General features: G+C 73.6%; 17 protein-coding genes. 4 read left to right on the plus strand and 13 right to left on the minus strand.

The window, feature by feature from the left end:
* Positions 1 to 46: 46 nt before the first annotated feature.
* Positions 47 to 718, plus strand: a complete 672-nt coding sequence (locus tag AB0N76_RS02880) for a peptidase inhibitor family I36 protein (RefSeq protein WP_363552443.1) — start codon at positions 47 to 49, stop codon at positions 716 to 718.
* Positions 719 to 806: 88 nt separating this feature from the next.
* Here the strand turns inward: AB0N76_RS02880 and AB0N76_RS02885 are convergent, their stop codons facing one another.
* Complete coding sequence (locus AB0N76_RS02885; protein WP_363552445.1) at positions 807 to 2,309, minus strand: MFS transporter; 1,503 nt, start codon at positions 2,307 to 2,309, stop codon at positions 807 to 809.
* Positions 2,310 to 2,482: 173 nt separating this feature from the next.
* On the opposite strand from AB0N76_RS02885, the gene AB0N76_RS02890 reads away from it, so the two are divergent.
* Positions 2,483 to 3,214: a TetR/AcrR family transcriptional regulator C-terminal domain-containing protein gene (locus AB0N76_RS02890; protein ID WP_363552447.1), complete on the plus strand. Its 732-nt coding sequence runs from the start codon at positions 2,483 to 2,485 to the stop codon at positions 3,212 to 3,214.
* 120 nt (positions 3,215 to 3,334) lie between these two features.
* Here the strand turns inward: AB0N76_RS02890 and AB0N76_RS02895 are convergent, their stop codons facing one another.
* The 8 genes from AB0N76_RS02895 to AB0N76_RS02930 form a co-directional block, all read right to left on the minus strand.
* Positions 3,335 to 3,892 carry a hypothetical protein gene (locus AB0N76_RS02895; protein ID WP_363552449.1) on the minus strand — a complete coding sequence of 186 codons (558 nt, stop codon included), beginning with the start codon at positions 3,890 to 3,892 and terminating at the stop codon, positions 3,335 to 3,337.
* A 149-nt stretch (positions 3,893 to 4,041) separates the two neighbouring features.
* On the minus strand, positions 4,042 to 5,100 hold the full coding sequence (locus AB0N76_RS02900) for an adenosine deaminase (RefSeq protein ID WP_363552661.1): 1,059 nt from the start codon (positions 5,098 to 5,100) through the stop codon (positions 4,042 to 4,044).
* A gap of 105 nt (positions 5,101 to 5,205) precedes the next feature.
* Positions 5,206 to 6,501, minus strand: a complete 1,296-nt coding sequence (locus AB0N76_RS02905; protein WP_363552451.1) for a DUF445 domain-containing protein — start codon at positions 6,499 to 6,501, stop codon at positions 5,206 to 5,208.
* 89 nt (positions 6,502 to 6,590) lie between these two features.
* Positions 6,591 to 7,997: a nucleotide sugar dehydrogenase gene (locus AB0N76_RS02910; protein WP_363552453.1), complete on the minus strand. Its 1,407-nt coding sequence runs from the start codon at positions 7,995 to 7,997 to the stop codon at positions 6,591 to 6,593.
* Positions 7,994 to 9,346 carry a glycosyltransferase gene (locus AB0N76_RS02915; protein WP_363552455.1) on the minus strand — a complete coding sequence of 451 codons (1,353 nt, stop codon included), beginning with the start codon at positions 9,344 to 9,346 and terminating at the stop codon, positions 7,994 to 7,996. The genes AB0N76_RS02910 and AB0N76_RS02915 overlap by 4 nt, the downstream gene beginning before the upstream one ends.
* Before the next feature lie 194 nt (positions 9,347 to 9,540).
* Positions 9,541 to 10,500 carry an ATP-binding cassette domain-containing protein gene (locus tag AB0N76_RS02920; RefSeq protein WP_363552457.1) on the minus strand — a complete coding sequence of 320 codons (960 nt, stop codon included), beginning with the start codon at positions 10,498 to 10,500 and terminating at the stop codon, positions 9,541 to 9,543.
* A gap of 38 nt (positions 10,501 to 10,538) precedes the next feature.
* Entirely contained in the window at positions 10,539 to 11,387 is an 849-nt protein-coding gene (locus AB0N76_RS02925; protein WP_363552459.1) for an ABC-2 family transporter protein, read from the minus strand.
* A complete protein-coding gene (locus tag AB0N76_RS02930; protein WP_363552663.1) occupies positions 11,380 to 12,180 on the minus strand; it encodes an ABC-2 family transporter protein in 801 nt (266 codons plus the stop codon). Before AB0N76_RS02930 ends, AB0N76_RS02925 begins: the two co-directional genes overlap by 8 nt.
* A 306-nt stretch (positions 12,181 to 12,486) precedes the next feature.
* Between AB0N76_RS02930 and AB0N76_RS02935 the strand changes: the two genes are divergently transcribed.
* Entirely contained in the window at positions 12,487 to 14,922 is a 2,436-nt protein-coding gene (locus tag AB0N76_RS02935) for a transglycosylase domain-containing protein (RefSeq protein ID WP_363552461.1), read from the plus strand.
* Positions 14,923 to 14,954: 32 nt separating this feature from the next.
* On the opposite strand, the gene AB0N76_RS02940 is transcribed toward AB0N76_RS02935, so the two are convergent.
* The 4 genes from AB0N76_RS02940 to AB0N76_RS02955 form a co-directional block, all read right to left on the minus strand.
* Positions 14,955 to 16,130, minus strand: a complete 1,176-nt coding sequence (locus AB0N76_RS02940; RefSeq protein ID WP_363552463.1) for a winged helix DNA-binding domain-containing protein — start codon at positions 16,128 to 16,130, stop codon at positions 14,955 to 14,957.
* 80 nt (positions 16,131 to 16,210) lie between these two features.
* Complete coding sequence (locus tag AB0N76_RS02945; RefSeq protein ID WP_363552465.1) at positions 16,211 to 17,083, minus strand: MBL fold metallo-hydrolase; 873 nt, start codon at positions 17,081 to 17,083, stop codon at positions 16,211 to 16,213.
* A 133-nt stretch (positions 17,084 to 17,216) separates the two neighbouring features.
* Entirely contained in the window at positions 17,217 to 17,519 is a 303-nt protein-coding gene (locus AB0N76_RS02950) for a co-chaperone GroES (protein ID WP_078881937.1), read from the minus strand.
* A 142-nt stretch (positions 17,520 to 17,661) separates the two neighbouring features.
* On the minus strand, positions 17,662 to 18,003 hold the full coding sequence (locus AB0N76_RS02955) for a DUF3618 domain-containing protein (protein ID WP_363552467.1): 342 nt from the start codon (positions 18,001 to 18,003) through the stop codon (positions 17,662 to 17,664).
* Positions 18,004 to 18,143: 140 nt separating this feature from the next.
* Here AB0N76_RS02955 and bcp point away from each other — a divergent pair, with 140 nt between their 5' ends.
* Positions 18,144 to 18,617, plus strand: a complete 474-nt coding sequence (gene bcp / locus AB0N76_RS02960) for a thioredoxin-dependent thiol peroxidase (protein WP_363552469.1) — start codon at positions 18,144 to 18,146, stop codon at positions 18,615 to 18,617.
* Positions 18,618 to 18,670 lie beyond the last annotated feature (53 nt).

Here is an 18,670-nt window from a genome sequence, read left to right on the forward strand (position 1 = left end):
CGTGGCAGCACAGTCCTGCCACGACTCATCCAGGGAGAAGTTGACCGTGCGTTCCTTCCGCACGCTCGCCGTCGCCATCGCTGCTGCCGGCGTGCTCACGCTGGCGGCCCCGGTGGCTTCGGCGGCACCCGCGCCGTCCGCGCCTGCCGCACAGCCCTCCGACGCCCAGCCGGGCGCCGGTTCGGCGAAGGCAACGCCGGCCAAGCCGGTGATCGCCACCTACCGGGGCAAGAAGATCGACCTGTCCCAGGGCTGGGGCGGCGCCCGGGTCTGCACCGAGGTGACGGGCGGAGCGGTCTACTGCCACGACAGCGTCGCCGAGGCCGACAAGGCGCTCGCGACCGTGGACCCGGCGCTCGCCCCGGCCGCGAGGACCGCGTCCTCCTCCTCGGTGGCCGCCAACGGCGGGATGTCGCAGCAGGCGACCTCGGACTGCCCCTCCGGCTACGCCTGCCTCTGGGAGCACGCCAACTTCTCCGGCGTCCTGCTGCGCTGGTCGCAGCCGGGCACCAAGTACCTCTCCGACTGGTCCTTCCGCGACCAGGCCAGCTCCGCCTGCGTGTTCCGCTCCAGCGGTGACCTGACGGTCTACGACGACCGCACCCTGCAGCCGGACCCCTCGGTCTACCTGTGGAACGGCAACTGCTACGACTTCACGGGCCTCAGCTACCCGTACGGCGGCAACTGGAACGACAAGGCCGACTACATCGTCCTGTAGTCGCCACCCGCGCCGGCCGCCGCCGGCACCGACGCGGAAGGCCGGTCCCCCTCCCCGGGGGTACCGGCCTTCCGCGCTACCGCCGCTGTCAGACCGCCAGCTCGACGGCTTCCTCCGCCGGGGCCCCGGCGGCCGCCGGCTTCTTGTTCTTCAGGACCACCGCCGCCAGCAGGGCCGCCGCCAGGACGCCCGCCGCGCTCAGCGTGAAGGTGGTGGACATCGCCGAGGTGAACGACTCCCGGGCCGCGTGGACCAGGCCCGGGTCGCCCTTGGCCTCGGCCAGCGCGCCGACGATCGACTGCTTGGCCACCTCGGAGGAGCCCGCCGGCATCTTGTCGGCGTAGCCGCTGGCCAGCAGCGAGCCGAGGATCGCGATGCCCAGCGCCGTGCCCGCCTGCTGGATGGTGTCGTTCAGGGCCGAGCCGACGCCGGCCTTCTCCGGCGGGATCTCCCCCATCAGCGCGCCGACCGCGGCCGGCATCGCGAGGCCGGCGCCCAGGCCGAGCAGACCCAGCGCCGTCGCCGGGACGCCGAACCCGGTGTCCGCGTCGACCGTGCTGAGCAGGACGAACGACCCGGCCATCACCAGCATGCCGAGCAGCACCAGCGGCCGGTAGCCGATCTTCGCGGTCAGGCCGGCGCCGGCGCCGTTGCCGATCAGCGCGGCGAACGCCATCGGCACGAAGGCCAGGCCCGCCTTCATCGGCGAGTAGTCCAGCACGAACTGCAGGTACTGGGTGAGGACCAGCAGCAGACCGCCGTTGCCGATCTGGACCAGGGTCAGCGAGAGCGAGCCGCCGCTGAAGTTGCGCTTGCGGAAGAGGGCCAGCGGGACCATCGGCTCCGCCACCCTGGTCTCCCAGACCACGAACCCGACGATCGAGACGACCGCCACCGCCAGCGTGACCAGCGAGTTGCCGCCGAACGCGCCGTGCTTGGGGATCTCGATGATCCACCAGATCAGCGCGGTCATGCCGACCACCGAGAGCACCGCGCCCAGCGGGTCCGGCTTCTGCCACGGGCCCTTGGACTCGGGCATCAGGAGCAGCGCAGCCGTGATCGCGATCGCCACCACCGGCACGTTGATGAAGAAGATCGAGTGCCAGGAGAAGTGGTCGATCAGCACGCCGCCCAGCACCGGGCTGCCGACCAGGCCGAGCATCGAGACCGCGCCCCAGGCCGCCATGGCCTTGCCGCGCTCGTCCTCCTCGAAGACGGTGATGAGGATCGACAGCGTCGAGGGCATGATCAGCGCGCCGCCGACACCCATCGCCACCCGGCTCGCGATGACCTCACCGGGGTTGCTGCAGAGCGTGGCCGCGAGCGACGCCGCCCCGAAGAGCAGCAGGCCGACGATCATGAGCTTGCGGCGGCCGAACCGGTCCCCGAGGCTCCCCGAGGTCAGCAGCAGGCCGGCGAAGACCAGGATGTAGGAGTCGAGGATCCACTGCGTGTCCTGTGCGGTGGCCTTCAGGTCCTCGGTCATCGACGGCACCGCCACCGTCAGCGCCATGCTGTCCACCACCAAGACCAGCGTGCTGAGGCTCAGCACGATCAGGATCCACCAGCGCCGCGGGTTACGGCCTTCCATGATTTTCCCCTCCGAGTAACGACGTGCGTACGATGTTCCGTCGATGCGCACACTGTACGCAGCGCGGAACAGTGTGCGCAACCCCCGCACCGTGTTCGCAAAGTGCGTACGCTGTGCGCAGGGACTTGGCACTGATCTACTGATGCACTGACCTACCGAGGGAGGACCGGCCGATGGCCGCGAAGACCAACCCGATCCCGTCCGTCTGGGCCCGCCGGCAGCGCGAGCCCGAGCAGCCCGCGCTCAGCCAGGCGGTGATCGTCCGCGAGGCGATCGCCATGCTCGACGCCGACGGGGTCGACGCGCTCTCCATGCGCAAGCTCGGCGCCCGCCTCAACGCGGGCGCGACGTCCCTCTACCGGCACGTCGCCACCAAGGACGAGCTGATCGAGCTCACCGTGGACGAGGTCTTCGGCGAGGTCGTCGTCCCGGACGCCGGCGCGCCCGACTGGCGCGCCGCCGTCACCGAGACCTGCGAGTCCTTCCGGGCGACCGTGCTGCGCCACCCCTGGCTGGCCTCCGTCATCGGCCAGGCCGGACTGGTCTACCTGGGCCCCAACCTGGTCGCCGTCTCCGAGCGGATGGCCGCGCTCTTCATCGCCATCGGCTTCCCGGAGCCGTCGCGGGCCATCGACACCGTGCTCTCCTTCGTGGTCGGGATGAGCAACACCGAGGCCGCCTACCTCGTCACCGTGGCCCGGAGCGGCGAGAGCGAGGCGGACTTCCTCGCCCGGCTGATGCCCTCCGCCCAGGAGGCGGTGGCCGACACCGAGTTCCTCGCCGACGCGTTCGCCGAGGCCGCGGCCGCCGCCGCGACCACCGACCCCGCCGACATGCGCCACGCGAAGTTCGCCTACGGCCTGGAGGTCATCCTCGACGGCCTCTCACTGCGCCTCCCGCGCTGAACGCCGAAGCGCGACCGAACCCCTGACCTGCGGCCGCCGCCCGTCACGGCGGCCGCAGGAGCCTGAACTCCACCCCCCTGAAGCCCGCCCCGCCCCGAACCCGGGACGGACCAGGTGCCGCTAGCGGACCCACCCCGTGAAGCCCTGGCCGCCGCCGCGCCGACCGCGCGCCTCGAACCGGACGGGCGGCGCGCCCGGCTCCAGCGCGGCGCCGACGGCCCGGACCAGCCAGGCGTTGACCGAGAGCCCCTCCTGCCCGGCGGCCTCCTCGACCCGGGCCTTGAGCTGGGCGGGGAGCCGGAAGTTGATCCGGGCGGTATTGCCGTCCTCGACCGCCTCCCCGCCGGCACCCCCGGAGGCCGCCCCGGATGGCACCGAGGATGGCGCCATCACCGAGACCGGCGGCCCCGCGTCGTGGAACGGCTGATCGACCGACGGGGGCGCCGTCACCACGAACTCCGGATCCAGCCCGCGCAGCCGGACGTCCACGGAGCCGGGCGCCAGCTCCCGGGTGACCTCCCCCATGGCGGCGGACAGCGCGTTGAGCAGCGTGAGCCGGACGGCCGACTCCAGCGGCAAGGTCAGGCGCTCGGCCAGAGCGCGGGCTTCGTCCCCGCCCGCGCCCGCGGCCACCGCGAGCTCGTGCCGGAGGTTGTCGACGTACGGCGTGAGATCCATGCCAAGAGAATGGCACGCCCGTGGCGCCATGTCGAGCGATTTTGGCACCACCTCATGGCGCCACTCGAACGAGTGAGTGATGCCATCGACGGCGAGGGCCCCGCCGGCGAACCGCCGACGAGGCCCGGAGCGCCGGGAGGAGCGGGAGGTCAGCCCTGCTGCCACCGCGCCAGGTAGGCGTCGATCTCCCCGCCCAGCCGGGTCTTGCCGGCCACGTCCAGGAAGGACGCCTCCACCGCGTTGCGCGCCAGCGACGCCACCCCGGCCTCGTCCAGGCCGAGCAGCCGGGCCGCCACCGCGTACTCGGTGTTGAGGTCGGTGCCGAACATCGGCGGGTCGTCGCTGTTGACGGTCACCAGCAGGCCGGCGTCGACCATCCGCTTGATCGGGTGCTCCTCGATCCGCTCCACCGCGCGGGTGGCGATGTTCGAGGTCGGGCAGACCTCCAGCGGGATCCGGTGCTCGCCGAGGTGGTCGAGCAGCGCCGGGTCGTGCACCGCCTGGGTGCCGTGGCCGATCCGCTCGGCGCCGAGGTCGCGCAGCGCGTCCCAGACGGTCTGCGGACCGGTGGTCTCGCCGGCGTGCGGCACGCTGTGCAGGCCGGTCGCGCGGGCCCGGTCGAAGTACGGCTTGAACTGCGGGCGCGGCACGCCGATCTCCGGGCCGCCGAGGCCGAAGCTGACCAGGCCCTCGGGGGCGAGGTCGACGGCCAGCCGGGCGGTCTCCTCGGCGGCGGCCAGACCGGCCTCGCCGGGGATGTCGAAGCACCAGCGGAGCACCACCCCGAGCTCCTTCTCGGCGCGCAGCCGGGCGTCCTCGATGGCCTCCATGAAGGCGACGTCGGGGATGCCGCGGCTGACCGAGGAGTAGGGGGTGACGGTCAGCTCGGCGTAGCGGATGTTCTGCCGGGCCATGTCCTCGGCGACGCCGTAGGTCAGCGCGCGGACGTCCTCGGCGTCGCGGATCAGGTCCACGACGCTGAGGTAGACCTCGATGAAGTGGGCGAAGTCGGTGAAGGTGAAGTACTCGGCGAGGGCCGCCGGGTCGGCGGGCACCTTCGCCCGGCCGCGGTGGCGGGCGGCCAGCTCGGCGACCACCCTCGGCGAGGCCGATCCGACGTGGTGGACGTGCAGCTCCGCCTTGGGCATCCCGGCGATGAACGCCTCGATGCTCCGGTCGGCCTGCGGGGTACTGCTGGGGGTTCCGATCCGACTTCCGTCCGGCTGGACCACGGTGGTGTGCCCTTCTGTTCTGAGGTCTACGCGCGTGTCAAGCGGTGTCCGCAAGGATATGCGCGGACGTACGGGGACGGCTCAGCCGCCGAGGCCGACCGCCACCGTGTGGATCAGCAGCCCGGCCAGCGCGCCGACCACGGTGCCGTTGATCCGGATGAACTGGAGGTCCCGCCCGACGTTGGCCTCGATCTTGCGCGAGGCGTCGTCGGCGTCCCAGCCCGCCACCGTCTCGGAGATCAGCGAGGTGATCTCGGTCCGGTAGGTGTCGACCAGGTACTGCGCGGCGTCCTGGAGCCAGCCGTCCACCTTCTGCTGGAGCTTGCGGTCGGTGGCCAGGCGCGTGCCGAAGGTCCGCACGCCCTCGCGGATGCGCCGGCGCAGCTCGCTGTCCTCGTCCTCGGCGGCGTTCAGCACCAGCGAGCGGACGGCGGCCCAGGTGGAGGCGATGAGGTCCTGCACCTCGGGGCGGGCGAGCAGCTCGGCCTTGGCCCGCTCGACCCGGGCGATGGTCTCCGGGTCGGTCTGCAGCTCGGTGGCGAAGTCGGCGAGGAAGTTGTCGACGGCCCCGCGCGCCGGGTGCTCCGGGTCGTCCCGGATGTCGGTGACGAAGCGCATCAGCTCCTTGTAGACCCGCTCGCCGACCTGGTGGTCGAGGAACTTGGGGGTCCAGCCGGGGGTCTTCTGGGTGACCCGCTGGACCACCTCGGCGTGGTTCTCGGTCAGCCAGTCGTGGGCCCGGACGGCCACCAGGTCGACCACCCCGTGGTGGCCGCCGTCCGCGACCACCTTGCCGAGCATCCGCCCGGCCGGCTCGGCCACCGAGGTGGCGGCGGCCCGCCGGGTGACCGCCTCGGCGACCACCGCCTGCACGTCGTCGTCGCGGAGCACCGCGAGCACCCCGCGCAGCGCCGCCGAGGCCTCCTTGGTGACCCGCTCGGCGCTGCCCGGGGCGGCCAGCCACTCGCCGAGCCGGCGGCCGATGCCGAGCGCGCCGAGCCGGCCGCGCACGACGTGGCCGGAGAGGAAGTTCTCGCCGACGAAGTCGCCGAGCGACCGGCCGAACGCGTCCTTCTTGGTCGGGATGATCGCGGTGTGCGGGATCGGCAGGCCGAACGGGCGGCGGAACAGCGCGGTCACCGCGAACCAGTCGGCCAGCGCGCCGACCATGCCGGCCTCGGCGGCGGCTGCCACGTATCCCGCCCAGGCGCCGGCCCCGGCCGCCTTCGCCCAGGTGGCCAGGGCGAAGACCAGGGTCGCGAAGGCCAGCAGGCCGGTCGCGATGGTCTTCATCCGGCGGACGCCACGCGTCTTCTCTTCGTCGGCCGCGGTGAACCGCACCCCGGGCCCGGTCCCGCTGAAGGCTTCGTCGCTCACCCCGCCAGTCTGCCCGCTGCCCGGCGCGAGCGGCGGCGCGCCCCGTGCACACGCGCCGTTCCGCCCCCGCGCCCGCCGTCAGCCCGGACTCACGCGCCCCCGAGCACGATCCGGCGCACCCCGTCCACGCCCGCCCACGGCGCCGGATCGGTGCACCGCCGCCCGTCCAGCAGCACCCGCACCCCCGGCAGGTCGGCGGGCGCCAGCTCCCGGTACTCCGGGTGGTCCGCCTGGAGCACCGCCGCCACCACCGGCTCGCCGCCGTGCGCCGGCAGGCCCAGCGCCGTCAGCTCCGCCGCCCGGTACAGCGGGTCGGCCACGTACGGCCGGGCGCCCGCCGCACGCAACGCCTCCACCAGCGGGAACACCCCCGAGTACGCCGTCTCCTTGACCCCGCCCCGGTACGCGGCGCCGAGCACCAGCACGCCCTGCCCGGCGATCCCGCCGGCCAGCGCGCCGTCCAGCACCCCCACCGCGTACGCCGGCATCTCCAGGTTGGCCGCCCGGGCCGCCCGGACCACCGTCGCCGAGGGGTCGTTCCACAGGTAGAGCCGCGGGTAGACCGGGATGCAGTGCCCGCCGACGGCGACGCCCGGCCGGTGCAGATGGCTGAACGGCTGCGAGTTGCAGGCGTCCGCGACGGCCGCGAAGTCCACCCCGACCCGGTCCGCGTACCGGGCGAACTGGTTGGCCAGCGCGATGTTGACGTCCCGGTAGGTGGTCTCGGCGAGCTTGGCGAACTCGGCCGCCTCGGCCGACTCCAGCGTCCAGACGCCGTTGGGCCGGCCCAGGGCGTCCAGGTCGGGGCGCGGGTCGAAGTCCAGCACCGCCCGGTAGAACTCGGCGCCGCGCCGGGTGGCGGCCGGGTCGATGCCGCCGACCAGCTTGGGGTAGCGGCGCAGGTCGGCGAAGACCCGGCCGGTGCGGACCCGTTCGGGGCTGAACACCAGCGCGAAGTCCCGGCCGGCGGTGAGCCCGGAGCCGGCCGCCAGCCGCGGCGCCCAGCGGTCCCGGGTGACGCCCACCGGCAGGGTGGTCTCGTAGCTGACCAGCGCGCCCCGGCGCAGCCCGGCCGCGACCGCGTCGGTGGCGGCGTCCAGCAGGGTGAAGTCCGGGGTGCCGTCGGCGGTGGTGACCAGCGGGACGACCAGGACGACGGCCTCGGCCCCGGCGACGGCGGCCGTGGTGTCGGTGGTGGCGCGCAGCCGGCCCTCGGCGACCACCCGCTTGAGCGCCTCGTCCAGCCCGGCCTCCCGGGGAAACGGCGGCCGGCCCTCGTTGACCGCCTCGACCACCGGCACGGCGATGTCGGCGCCGGTCACCCGATGGCCCTTGGCGGCGAACTGGACGGCGAGCGGCAGGCCGAGCTTGCCCAGGCCGACCACGCAGATGTCGAGCGGCCCGGAGGCCGACGACCGGCCGTCGGGCGCGCGGCCGTCGGGCGCGCGGAAGCCGGGCACGCGGCCGTCGGGCGTGCGGAAGCCGGGCGCGCTCATCCCCGGCCCCCGTTCCGGCCGCCCGCGGTGACGGTGGCGGTGAAACGGCGCCAGGCCGGGGAGCGGCGCAGCCGGCGCCGCACCCGCACCGGGACGACCCCGCGCCACAGCTGCTGCGCCAGCGTGGGCGGCGGGGCGGCCTCGGCCTCCGCCGCCGACCGCGGCCGCGGGATCACGACGGCGCCCACCCCCGCCTCCGACTCATCCGACTCCGGCACCGGTGCCACCACCGACTCCTCCCCCTCCGGCTCTTCCCCCAGCAGGAACAGCTCGTCCGCCAGCCCCACCGCGCCGTCCCGGAACACCGGGTACCCCGCGTACCGCCGGCGCCGCCCGTCCGCGCCGGTCTCCACCACCTCCGGCGGCCCGCCGTGCGCCGCCTCCCAGCCGATCAGCTCCTCCAGTTCCGCGTACCGCCCGGTGGCGGCCAGCTCCAGCCGCACCCGGTCCGCCACGGCGAGCCGGTGGTACACCTCGCGGGCCTCGAAGCCCCGGACCAGCTCGCCGACCCCCGCGCAGATCTCCCGCCGCGCCGCCCCGTCGAGCGCGAGCAGGTCAGGCTGGAGCAGCTGCGGCACCTCCCAGCCGAAGTGCCGCGCCTTGATCGCGTCCAGCTGCCCGCCCGGGGCGGCCAGCTCGGCCGCCACCCACTGGACCGCCGCGACGCCGCGGATCCGGTCCAGCGCGCCGGCCCGCTGGGTGACGTTGCCGCGGTCCTCGCGCAGGACGAGGAAGTAGTAGTCGTAGTCGGCGAGGACGGAGATCCGCCGGGCCCGCAGGCAGGCGGCCAGGGTGAAGGGCTGGTCGGAGTAGACCTTCAGCTCCTCCTTGCGGGCCAGGTTGTGCCGCCGGACCAGGTCGAGCCGGAACAGCTTGGTGTCGGCGAGCGCCCAGGCCAGCGCGGAGTCCTCGAAGCCGACCGAGGCCTCGGTGGCGTGGAAGATCCCCTGCGGCACCAGCCGCCCGTTCACCCCGACCTGCTTGGGGATCAGCACATCCGACCCCCATTCGTCGGCGGCCGTCACCATCCGCTCCAGAGCCTCGTCGCCGAGCCAGTCGTCGGCCCCGAGGAAGAGCACGTACCGGCCGCGGGCCAGCGCCAGACCGCGGTTGGTGGGGGCGGCCGGGCCGCCGGAGTTGGCCTGGTGGACGACCTGGAACAGGCCGGGGTGGCGGGCCGCGTACTCGTCGAGCAGCGCGCCGCCGCCGTCCGTGGAGCCGTCGTCGACCGCGACCACCTCCATGCGCGCGTGCCCGATGGTCTGCCGGACCAGCGAGTCCAGACAGGCGGTCAGGTACGGCATGGTGTCGTAGACCGCGATCACCACGGTCACGTCGGGAACGGTCATCGGGCGCTGCCCTCCGGTGCGCGGGTCGCCGAGCGGATGGCGTCCGGCGACGCGCCACCCCCACCGAGGGGCGGCGCGTCGCCGGACGATGCAACGGACAACTCGGCGACGTGCCGTGGAGTCACGTGCACCACCCGCACGAGCGAGCCGGTCCGCACGCCCGTACCGGGATCGAACGGTCAGCCGATCGCGACTCAGCCGATCGCGACCTCCGCGTACATCCGGGCGATCACGTCCTCGATGGCCGGCTCGCGCACCGACAGGTCGACCAGCGGGTACCGGTCGGCGACGGCGGCCACGATCGGGGCCGCGCTCTGCCGGGCCGGGAAGGCCAGCCACTGGCGCGGGCCCTCGACCCGGACCACCCGGGCGCCGGGCACCTCGATCGGCGGCCGGCTCTCGGCCAGGTCGACGACCAGGGTCCGCTCGCTCTCGCCGGCGGTGTGCAGGCCCGTCAGCCCGCCGTCGTAGACCACCCGGCCGTGGTCGATCACCATCACCCGGTCGCACAGCTGCTCGATGTCGGTGAGGTCGTGGGTGGTGAGCAGCACGGTGGTGCCCCGCTCGCGGTTGACCTCGCGCAGGAACTCGCGCACCTTGCCCTTGCTGACCACGTCCAGGCCGATGGTGGGCTCGTCCAGGTAGAGCACCCGCGGGTCGTGCAGCAGGGCGGCGGCGAGGTCGCCGCGCATCCGCTGGCCGAGCGAGAGCTGGCGGACGGGCGTGTCGAGCAGCCCGCCGAGGTCGAGCAGCTCGACGCAGCGGTCGAGGTTCGCGCGATATCGGTGTTCGGGGATCCGGTAGAGCCGGCGGGCGAGTTCGTAGGAGTCGCGCAGCGGGAGGTCCCACCAGAGGGTGGTGCGCTGCCCGAAGACGACGCCGATCCGCCGGGCCAGGGCGGCCCGTTCGCGGGCCGGGTCGACGCCGGCGACGCGCAGCCGTCCGGCGGTGGGGACGAGGATGCCGGTGAGCATCTTGATGGTGGTGGACTTGCCGGCGCCGTTCGGGCCGATGTAGCCGACGCACTCGCCGGCGCCGACGGTGAAGGTGAGTCCGTCGACGGCGCGCACCTCGCGCTTCTCCCGCTTCAGCCGGCCGACCTTGGCGCGGACGGTGAAGGTGCGGCGGACGTCGTCGAGTTCGATCAGTGCCATGGGGGTGTTCCTTTGTCCGAGGGGCACGAGGGGGGTGTTCAGCCGCCGGCGCCGCGGTAGGCGCGCAGTCCGGCGCGCCAGGCCAGGCCGGCGGCGGCCAGGGCGAGCAGGGCGGCGAGCGGGGAGGCGAACTGGAAGGCGGTGGGCAGGCCGAACGGGTCCGGCTTGTCGAGGATCCGCAGCGCGGGCAGCCAGTTGACGAAGGCCAGCGGCACGCCGAAGACCGTGCCCGCGACCAGCTCCTTGGCGAAGACGGTCGGCGGGTACTGCAGCACGGTGGCGCCGCCGTAGGTGAAGGAGTTCTGCAGCTCACTGGCCTCGCCCCACCAGAACTGCAGGCTGGCGAAGCCGACGAAGACCGCCGAGAAGATGAGCGTGCCGCAGACCAGCAGGACGGGCACCAGCAGCACCCGGTCCCAGGTCCAGCGGACGTCCAGCACGGTCAGCGACCAGACCAGCACGCCCACCGCCTGGGCGACCCGGCCGAGCCGGCGCAGCGAGAACCGCTCGGCGCAGAGCTGGGCGAGCGCGGGGGCGGGCCGGACCAGCACGATGTCGAGGCTGCCGGCCCGGATCCGCTCGCCGAGCGCGTCGATGGAGCCGACGAACAGGTTGGCCAGGCCGAGGGCGAGGGCGGAGGTGCCGTAGAGGAAGCCGAGCTCGGCCAGGTTCCAGCCGCCGAGCGTGTCGGTGTGCCGGAACATCAGGATCACCACGACGAAGTCGAGGAAGGTGACCACGACGTTGGCGCCGAGCATCAGCACGAACGACGTCCGGTAGGACATCAGCGCCCTGGTCCACATCGCGGCCACCAGCCACCAGGAGCGCAGCGCCCAGGCCGTCCGGGCGCCCGGCGACTCCCGGGTCAGGAGGGTCTGCTCAGCCACCCTGGACCACCACCTTGCGGGTCGCGAGCAGCTGGACCAGCCGGCCGGCGGCGAGCAGGGTCACCGCCCAGGCGAGCTGGAAGCCGAGCGCGCCGAGCAGTCCGGTGCCGGTGACGCGCTCCAGGAAGACATCGGTCGGCACCTTCACCAGGGCCGCCCAGGGCATCAGCTCGGCGAGGTCGCCGAGCCGGCCGGGGAAGAGCGCGAGCGGCAGCAGCATGCCGGAGAAGAACATCGACACCACCAGCATCACCGAGCGCACCCCGTCCGAGTCCTGCAGCCAGAAGCCGGTGAGCGAGACCAGGAACCGCACGCCGAAGCTGACCACCACCGCGAGCGTCACCGCGAGCAGGAAGCACACCCAGGTCAGCGGGTTGCCGGGCAGCCGGAGGTGGAAGACCAGGCCGCCGGCCAGCATCGGCGGCGCGCCCCGGGAGATCAGCTGGAAGGCGGCCCGGCCGAGGTCGGTGGCCAGCCACCAGCCCTGGAAGTCGACCGGGCGGTAGAGGTCGATCGCGATGTCGCCGCTGCGGAAGCGCTCCTGGACGTCGTCCTGGAAGCCGCCGCCCATGACGGCGACGGCGACCAGCAGCGCCTGGCTGACCCAGATGTAGGTGACGGAGGTGCTGGTGTCGTAGCCGCCGAGGCCGGGGCGGGCCTGCCAGAGGGCGAGGAAGGTGTAGGCGAGGATGAAGCCGAAGACGGTGTTGGTGAAGGCGCCGGCCAGGTTGGCGGCCCGGTAGGTGGAGAAGCGGCGGAACGCGCCGCGGGCGACCGCGGCGTACAACCGCAGGTCGCCGAACGGATCAGGGGGGTGGAGCTCAGCCTTCTGCATATTGTCTCCTTGTCGACAAATAGCGGCACAGGGAGGCGCCCGGACGCGACGGCGCACGCCGGAGCGGCTCCGGCCGTCCTCACCCGGGGGGTACCGGGCCAGGCGGGCGGAGCTGGACCGAGCCGAGACTCGGAAGTGGGTGCGCTATCTGGTTTGCATCTTTCACCGTACCGCCGCCAACAGCCCTACGCACCGGGTTTTTCCACCGCCGACCACACCCCGGTCCACCGCCTGATCGACGGTCAAATAGCACATAATCTCGGCATGACCATGAGCACCCGCCGCCGGGCCAGACGCGCCGCCCGCCGCGAGGCCCGCCGCGCCCTGCCGCTCTGGCGCCGGCTCCTGCCCACCTGGCGGGTCACCCTCGGCTTCCTCACCGCCGTGCTGCTGCTCGCCGTCGGCGCCTTCGCGGTGCTCTACGTCATCGTCCCGCTCCCCGACCCCAACGCCCACGCGGTCGCCCAGAGCAACATCTACCTCTACGCCGACGGCACCACCGAGATCGCCCGCACCGGGGCCGTCAACCGCACCGAGGTGACGATCGACAAGATCCCCGTCACCACCCGCCAGGCCGTCGTCTCCGCCGAGGACCGCACCTTCTACCAGAACGGCGGCATCGACCTGACCGGCATGGCCCGGGCCGGCTGGAACACCCTGCTCGGCAAGGGCATGCAGGGCGGCTCCACCATCACCCAGCAGTACGTCAAGAACTACTACCTCACCCAGAGCCAGACCATCGAGCGCAAGGGCCGCGAACTCTTCATCGCCCTCAAGGTCGACCAGCAGCGCAGCAAGGACGAGATCCTCGCCGGCTACCTCAACACCAGCTACTTCGGCCGCGGCGCCTACGGCATCCAGAGCGCCGCCCGCGCCTACTACGGCGTCGACGTCTCCGAGCTGACCCTCCCGCAGAGCGCCTACCTCGCCGCCCTGCTCCAGGCCCCCAGCGCCTACGACGTCAAGACCGCCACCCCCGCCAACCGCGACAAGGCCGTCGCCCGCTGGCACTACACCCTCGACGGCATGGTCCAGCTCGGCTTCCTCGGCGCCACCGACCGCGACGCCGCCGTCTTCCCCGACCCGCTCGACCCGCAGCCCGCCACCGGCCTGGCCGGCCAGGCCGGCTACCTGGTCGGCGTCGCCGACGACTACCTGCTCGGCAACGGGATCATGGACGCCGCCACCCTCAAGGCCGGCGGCTGGCGCATCACCACCACCTTCGACCAGGAGAAGCAGGACGCCTTCGGCCGCGCCGTCCAGGAGGAGCTCACCGCCCGGCTCGACCCCACCGCCCGGCCCACCACCGACACCGACGTCCGGGTGGCCGGCGCCTCCGTCGAACCCGCCACCGGCCGCGTCGTCGCCGTCCACGGCGGCCCCGACTACGCCAAGCAGCCCTACAACGACGTGCTCCGCCAGGACAACCAGATCGGCTCCACCTTCAAACCGATCGACCTCGCGGCCGGCCTCACCTCCACCCACAGCAGCGGCGACGGCCACCCGATCAGCACCGAGACCCGCTACGACGGCACCAGCGAACGCCCCGTCACCGACGGCCCCACCCCGTACGCGCCGCCCAACGAGGACGACATCGACTACGGGACCATCAGCCTGCGCCAGGCCATGGTCAAGTCCGTCAACTCGGTGTACGCGCAGGAGGGCGTCGACGCCGGACTCGACCACGTCCGGCAGACCGCCATCCGGCTCGGCATCCCCGACAACGTCCCCGGCCTGGACCCGGCCAACACCTCGATGACCCTCGGCACCGCCACCCCCAGCGCCCTCGACCTGGCCGGCGTCTACGCCGCCTTCGCCAACCACGGCGAAGCCCACCGGCCCTGGTCGGTCGAGCGGATCGAACGCGTCAACCCCGGCTCCGGCTCCGTCGACGTGCCCCGGCTGCCCGAACACCCCCCGGTCCGCGTCCTCGACCGGGGCACCGCCGACGCCGTCACCGACGTGCTGCGCGAGGTCGTCAGCGCGCGCGGCACCGGCGCCGCCGCCCTCGACCTCGGCCGGCCCGCCGCCGGCAAGACCGGCACCACCGACGCCAACCTCGCCGCCTGGTTCGCCGGCTACACCCCCGAACTCGCCACCACCGTCGGCCTCTTCCGGGAGAACCCGAAGACCCACGCCAAGGAACCGCTGGCCGGCACCGCCGGCTACGCCCGGATCAACGGCGGCGTCTTCCCCACCCTGATCTGGACCGCCTACATGAGCGACGCCCTGGACGGCACCGCCGTCCAGTCCTTCGACCTCGAACCCAGCCCGGGCAACACCCGGTCCGCCGGCAACCACCCGACCGACACCCCGAGCCCCACCGCCACCCCGTCGGCCACCCCCTCGCCGACCGCCACTGCCGCCCCGTCCACCGGGAGCGGCGCACCGACCACCGCGCCCCCGGCGCCGACCACCCCCAAGCGGCCCACCGCCACCACCGGCCCCACCCCGGAGCCCGAGCGGCCGACCACCACCGCCCCCGAACCGCCCGTCCCCGCCGCGCCCGCCCCACCGGAGCCGGTCCAGCCGCAGCCCACCCCCACCGCCGCCGCCCGGCCCGGCACCGCCCAGCCGCCGACCGAGCAGCCGGCCACCACGCCCGGCAAGGCCCCCGAACCGACCCGCACCCCGGTCCAGCCGCCCACCGCCAGCAAGCCGCCCACCACCGGGCAGCCCGCCACCCCGCCCCCGACCTAGCAGCCCCGGGCCCAGCGACCCCGGCGGCCCGCTCAGGCCACCAGCCCGCGCTCCAACGGCGTCCGGAACCGCGGCGTCACCCGCACCTCCCCCAGCCAGCCCGCCAACCGCTCCGCCTCCGCCCCGATCGCCGCCTCCGCCGCCGCGCCCACGTCACCGAACAGCCGCCACACCAGCTCGCCGTCCGCCCGCTGCGCCCAGCCGCCGACCACCTCACCGCACCACCACACCGTCGGCCCGGCGTTCCCCGCCCGGTCGAACAGCTCCGGGACGTGCTCCGGCCGCAGGTACCACTCCCGCCCGCGCCAGCCCATCACCGCCGGGTCCAGCCCCGGCAGCAGCGCCGCCCACGGCTCCGGCTCCGCCACCGGCCCCTCGTCCCCCGGCAGCACCAGCCCCACCCCGCCGCCGGCCAGCGCCACCTCCACCGCGCCGACCTCGGCCAGCGCCTTCCGGACGTCCCCCAGCGTCCAGCCCGTCCACCACTTCACGTCCTCGACGGTGCCCGGCCCGTACGCCGCCAGCCAGCGCCGCACCACCTCCGCCTTCGCCTCCCGGGCCGGCAGCTCCGGCCACTGCTCCACCAGCGCCCACGGATAGCTGCTGCTCAGCCACGACCCGCGCGGCCGGCACCGCCGCACGTGCCCGTCCGAGGCGAGCAGCCGCAGCAGCCGGCTCCCCACGCTCTGCTTCGCCTCGTACGGCTTGCCCGCCGACATCAGCATCGTCTCGCGCAGCGCCGGCACGTCCGCGCCCAGCTCGGCGGTGGTCGCCTCGCCGCGCACCGCGAGCGCCGCCAGCACCGCCCGCTCCGTCTCGGCCAGCCGCTCCTCGCCCCACCCCTCGGCGAACTCGCCCAGGTGCTTCAGCAGCGTCGCCCGCTCCTTGACCGCGATCGGCCGCGCCGCCGCCGCGCTCACGTACGGCGCGAACTCCTCCGTCACGGCGAATATCGTCCGCCGCATCGACAGCAGCTTCACCAGCGACACGGACTCGTAGAGCGCCCGCTCCACCTCCGCCGCCGAGGGCTCGCGCAGCCGCGCGCAGGCCGACAGGTAGACCGTCGCGGCGTCGGTGGCGTGCAGCCCGACCACCGCGTCGGCCACCTCCTCCACCCGGGCCGCCCGCCCGGCCGGCGCCAGCAGGTGCCGATGCCCCAGCCGGGCGCGCCGCTGCTCGTCACTGATCGAAGGCCTGATGCCGCTCATGCCGGGACCATAGCGCCCGGCACCGACAACGCGGCTCAACCGACGGTGCGGCTCAACCGACAGTGCGGCTCAGCAGCGGCTCAGGTGTTCGGCGACAGGATGAAGAGCGGGAACACCCGCCGCTGCGGCACATCGCCGAGCTCGGCCAGCGCCGCCCGGATCTCCCGCAGGTGGTCGACGGTCAGCTGGAGCGGCACCTCGTACGGCTGGTAGGTGTACCGGATCGGGTAGTCCACCCCCGGCTTCACGCTCATCTCGATGTGGCAGCCCAGCACATGGCTGACCGTCCGCTCCTCGCAGAAGTCCACCAGCCGGCCGATCGACCGGCCGAAGGCCCGCCAGTCCTGGATGTAGAGCCGCCCCGGGTAGACCGTGTCGCCGGTGAGCAGGAACCCGGTCCACGGGTCGAAGAAGGTCACCGCCGCCTCGTGGTGCCCCGGCGTCGCCAGGCACTCCAGCACCCGGCCGCCGAGCTCCACCCGGGCGAGGGCGTCGGCGTCCCGGTCGAATCCGAAGTACGCCCAGGCGGTGGCCTTGTCCGCGGGCACCAGCGTGGTGTCCGGCCGGTCGGCGAACTGCCCGTCCCCGGCGACGTGGTCCCCGTGCGCGTGGGTGTGCAGCACCAGCAGCCGGTAGCCGTCCCGGGGATTGCGCTCCAGCCAGTCCTCGATCAGCCCGTCGACCGTCGCCCGGAGCGGGAAGTACTCCGCCGACGCGGTCGCCCCGGTGTCGATCAGCACCACGCGCTCGTCGCCGAACAGCAGGAACAGGAACGGCGCCTCGTAGTTGACGGCCATGTTCTGCCGCAGCACGAAGGTGTGCTCGTCGTACTCGTGGACCTGGATGTCCGGGTCGGTGTTGTGCTTCGCCGACTCCGACCCGTGGATCCACCGGACGTCCAGCCCCCGCACCGCCGAGGCCGTCCCGCTGAAGTCGATCGGAGAAGTACCCATGCCGCCCCCTTGCGCATCTGCCTGTCGTCCCCGGCGGCGACGCTACCACCGCGCCGTGACAGCCCCCGGAGACGCCGACGGGCCGCCGCGCCCACGGCGCGGCGGCCCGAAGGAGGCCACCGGCCTCAGCGGATCACAGGTACAGCCCGGTCGAGCCCTCGGTGTCGCCGAAGCGCATCGCGGCCACCGCGTGCAGGTCGCGCTCGCGCAGCAGCACGTACGTCGCCCCGCGGACCTCGACCTCCAGCTTGTCCTCGGGGTCGTAGAGCACCCGGTCGCCGGGCTCCACCGAGCGCACGCTCTGACCGACGGCGACCGCCTCGGCCCAGGCGCAGCGCTTGGAGATCTCGGCGGTGGCCGGGATGAGGATGCCGCCGGTCGAGCGCCGCTCGCCCTCACCGGCCTCGGTCTTCACCAGCACCCGGTCGTGCAGCATCTTGATCGGCAGCTTCTCGCCCAGCCGGTCGTGACGCGGCGAGTCGGTCGGTTCGTCGTTCGTTCTCACGCCCCGAAGGTACCGCCCCGGGGCGCGGCGCGTGCGGTCGGCCCGTGGGTGGCCGGCCCTTGCGGCGCCGTGGTCAGCCCTTGCGGCGCTTGCGGGCCGAGGCGATCAGCAGCACCAGGCCGACGCCGACCAGCGCGGCCGGGACGATCCGCTCCTTGCGCGGCTGCCCCTTCTCGTCCACGAACTGCGCCCTGGCCTGCTCGACCAGCCCGCTGGCGGCCACGTACGCCCGGCCGGCCTTCTCCTCGACGGCGGCCGCGGCCTTCGCCTTGACCTGGGCGGAGATGGTGGTCGGGTGGACCCGCACGGCGAGCTCGTCCAGCGTCGCCGCCAGCTGGGTGCGGGTGCGGGCGATGTCCGCCTCGATCTGGGCGGTCGTCCGCGCCGACTTGTCCGTAGTGCTCGCCTCGCCCACTCGGGCCACCCCATTCACTGATGTTGTCCTGTGCGACTGCCCCAGTGTGTCAGCTGCGGTCCGGGGCCGCGCGGCCCCACCCACCATCGGGGGTAAGTTTGCCGTGGTACGACCGTCCGTCCAGCACCAGGAGAAACCCCGTGAGTGAGCGTCTCCAGCCCGGTGACACCGCGCCCGCCTTCGCCCTGCCCGACGCCGACGGCAACGAGGTGTCCCTCGCCGGCCACCTCGGCCGCAAGGTGATCGTCTACTTCTACCCGGCCGCGCTCACCCCCGGCTGCACCAAGCAGGCCTGCGACTTCACCGACAACCTGGAGGTGTTCGCCGGCGCCGGGTACGACGTCATCGGCATCTCCCCGGACAAGCCGGAGAAGCTCGGGAAGTTCCGCGAGGCCGAGGACCTCAAGGTCACCCTGCTCTCCGACCCGGAGAAGAAGGTGCTGGAGGCCTACGGCGCGTTCGGCGAGAAGAAGCTGTACGGCAAGACCGTGACCGGCGTGATCCGCTCCACCGTGATCGTGGACGAGCAGGGCAAGGTCGAGCACGCGCTGTACAACGTCAAGGCGACCGGCCACGTGGCCAAGCTGCTGCGCGACCTCAAGGTCGAGGCCTGACCCAGGGCGTGAAGCAGCGGTGGCGGCGCACCCCCCGACCGGGTGCACCGCCA

This window comes from Kitasatospora sp. NPDC093806 (assembly GCF_040683335.1).
In the GTDB taxonomy this organism is placed as follows: domain Bacteria; phylum Actinomycetota; class Actinomycetes; order Streptomycetales; family Streptomycetaceae; genus Kitasatospora.